Annotated in this window: 2 protein-coding genes; both read right to left on the bottom strand. The window is 54.7% G+C overall.

Going from position 1 to position 3,235, the window contains the following annotated elements; all coding sequences use genetic code 11:
* Positions 1 to 378: 378 nt before the first annotated feature.
* Entirely contained in the window at positions 379 to 1,518 is a 1,140-nt protein-coding gene (locus Q0216_RS03335) for a hypothetical protein (protein ID WP_298592911.1), read from the bottom strand.
* Between the two features lie 432 nt (positions 1,519 to 1,950).
* Complete coding sequence (gene prfA, locus Q0216_RS03330) at positions 1,951 to 3,033, bottom strand: peptide chain release factor 1 (protein WP_298592909.1); 1,083 nt, start codon at positions 3,031 to 3,033, stop codon at positions 1,951 to 1,953.
* Positions 3,034 to 3,235: the final 202 nt, after the last annotated feature.

The raw sequence follows: 3,235 nt of genomic DNA, 5'->3' as shown, positions 1-3,235 counted from the left end.
AGTTCTTCCCCGCGCGGGTCGTGCACATTCACCTTCATGAGCTCTCCTTACGCTCTCTTCTGTCCTGAAAAGCCTCATCAGAGGAACTACCGTCGGACAGCCTAAATGGCAGCTACGCTAGCTCGTATTGTTTGCTTTCACAACCGATATTTCCTCGCTAAGTAGCACCTCACAGAGTACCATTCCTCCGATTCCCTAGTTCGTCGATGCGGTTAGCTAGTTTCTCAGGTCGGACTATCCGTCCTCCAAAAGAAGACAATAATCCCCAACAAAATTCGCTTATGCCGAGGGTGGAGGGGCAGCCACAACAGCCTGTCACGACCACCCCCTCCCCTACGCTATGCGTCTACGCGAATACCCCGTAGACGCTCCGCACTACTACCAGCGTTCCTCACCCCGATAGTTTGGGTCGCCTCCGCCACAGCGCCAGCAGGTGTCGTTGCAATCCTCGTTGCACTTTTCACCAGCAATTCCGGTTGCCTGGTATTCGTAGGTGTCCTTCAGGTAGGCTGCTTCCTCCCAAAGACAAACCTCAAACGGCGTAGTCTCCTCTGTCTTCTCTCCCAGCAAACCAGCCAGCGATTCCAGCCGGTCAGCCACCGCACGAGTTGTCCATCGCCTCATGTCACGCCACATATCTCGCTCCTCGTACCAGGACAGGTAAACATTCGCTGGTTCATCCGGGTGAACGATATCGGGGCAGGGAAGATCAGTGTACTTGTAGAAAAAGTACCCCGAATCCACAAGCGCCAACAGCATCTGAGGTGCCGTAGCATTCAGCAATTCGGAAGGATACGGCTCATCAGCCAGCTGCGGAAAATACCTGCGGAACCAGAAACTCCTAACGCTATGCACCCCTTCAAAAAGCTCCGGATAGCTCTCCTGAAGTTCCGCATATTCTTTTGAATACTTGAGAGCATCCAAAGAATCTGCCACCTCTGGAGTAATCGGCAGGATATAAGCCACCGCACCGCCAAAATTCCAGGTCTGCTGATGCCTAGCATCCGGCCAGTGATCGGAATTCAGCTTCCGCTGCAGATACCTACCGAGATAAACATAGTTATGGTCCTTCACCACAACCACGTTCTCGTAAACAGCCTTCACAATGCGCGGACCGTCAGAGGTCAGCACGTTATCTCCGGTCCTGCACACAATTTCTCGGCCGATTCCGTCCCTCGTCATCATTGTGACAGTAGTCTGGTCAAGGGGCGCCCCCAAATAGAACGCATACCTGAACGACATATAATCATCAAATTCCTTGCCTTCCCAGTCGTAACACTTCAACCAAATTTTCAGGGGATCATCTTCCCTCACCTCGCCGGTAAAGACGTACCGATCATCCCAATAATCGGCAGTCCGACCAAGACGAGAACGGTTCAGCAAGCGTGCCGAGAACTTCGAGCCCTCAACCGCAGCAACTTCCAAAACCACTAGTCCCCTGCCGTCCTTACCATCATTACCGTCGCGAAATTCGACGAGGATTCCATCACCCGGTTGAAGGTCAACAATAACGCCCATATTCTCTGCCTTTCGCTCAATAGCTAACCAAAAATCATCAGTATCGAAATATCAAAAATTACCGGTGCCGGACTACGCTGCCCGGCACCCCTAAAGCGGCTTCCATCTTTTCTCTATTCGTTTTTCAAAGAACACCGCTACCGGGGCTACCACCCACGATAAACCCCGCCAACGCTAGCTACACCTGCAGTCTTAGCTACACCTCCAGGCTTAGCTACATCTCCAGTTTATGGTGAAGCTTTCAAACGCGCGCGGCGTTTGGTCATTCACCGTTTGGCACCCGGCGATAGACGCAAAAAAGGCGCGCGAGTACAGCAAACAAGCTAAACTCACGCGCCTATATCGGTCTGCTATCGCAAACCCAAAGCCACTAACAAGTGAACATTATACAGAACTACTTCTGTACAGAGCTACTTCTACTTCTGCACAGGACTACTTCTGTTCCTGGCCCACCTGAGCGAGGCGGTGCGCCTCATCCATCTCAATAGCGGACTGAACCACAGGCTCCAGGTCACCATTGAGCACAGCGTCCAGGTTGTACGCCTTGTAGCCGGTACGGTGATCCGCAATGCGGTTCTCCGGGAAGTTGTACGTACGAATGCGCTCCGAACGGTCCATAGTACGCACCTGCGAAGCACGGTGTGCCGCGTTCTCAGCGTCAATCTGCTCCTGCTGGTGAGCCAGCAGTCGCGCACGCAACACGCGCATCGCAGCTTCACGGTTCTGCAGCTGAGACTTCTCATTCTGCATCGCCACCACAATACCGGTCGGAAGGTGGGTAATACGCACCGCCGAGTCGGTGGTGTTCACCGACTGACCGCCGGGGCCAGAAGAACGGTACACGTCAATCTTCAGGTCGTTCTGGTTAATCTCGATTTCCTCGGGCTCATCCACCTCGGGGAACACCAGAACACCAGCAGCAGAAGTGTGGATACGGCCCTGAGACTCAGTCGCCGGAACACGCTGCACACGGTGCACACCACCCTCATACTTCAGGTGCGCCCACACGCCCTCAGCAGGCTCATTCGAGGAGCCCTTAATAGCAATCTGGGCGTCCTTGTAGCCGCCAACATCGGTGCTAGTCGAAGAAATAATCTCGGTCTTCCAGCCCTTGTGCTCGGCGTAACGCATGTACATGCGCAGCAGGTCGCCCGCAAACAGCGCCGCCTCGTCGCCGCCCGCGCCAGCTTTTACCTCAAGAATCACGTTACGGCCATCATCCGGGTCACGCGGGATGAGCAGGCGGCGCAGTTTCTCCCCCGCCGCTTCAAGTTCAGCCTCTAAAACGGGTACTTCGGCGGCAAACTCGGGGTCTTCGGCCGCCATCTCACGGGCTGCCTCAAGGTCATCGCTGAAACCCTTGTATTTGTTATAAGCACTCACGATACCGGTCAGTTCGGCGTATCGACGGCCCACACGGCGCGCCTTACCCTGGTTTGCCTGCACCGCAGGATCCGCCAGCTGCGCCTGCAAATCAGCGTGCTCATCCAGTAGCACCTGGATAGATTCAAACATTGTCTATTACTCTCTTACAATTCATGAACGCACCCACCCGGTGCGCATCCTCAAAGCCAATTATGCCGTGCGAACCGCAGAACGCACCACGCTACCGGCGCTAAACGCCGAATATCGCCCGCCCCTGCTGCGCTATTAAACGCATGGGGCGGGCGATAGAAGCACCGCGACTAGTTGGGGCTCATCCTAAGGCCGTTCTTCT

It is taken from the genome of uncultured Rothia sp., from assembly GCF_937976295.1.
Taxonomy (GTDB): Bacteria; Actinomycetota; Actinomycetes; order Actinomycetales; family Micrococcaceae; genus Rothia.
Note: the sequence above shows the minus strand (reverse complement) of the source record. Positions and strands in the feature narration are given on the sequence as shown.

Coding starts and splice junctions, on each gene's coding strand:
- Q0216_RS03335 (WP_298592911.1), bottom strand. CDS start 1,518: ATGGGCGTTATTGTTGACCTTCAACCGGGTGATGGAATCCTCGTCGAA.
- prfA (WP_298592909.1), bottom strand. CDS start 3,033: ATGTTTGAATCTATCCAGGTGCTACTGGATGAGCACGCTGATTTGCAG.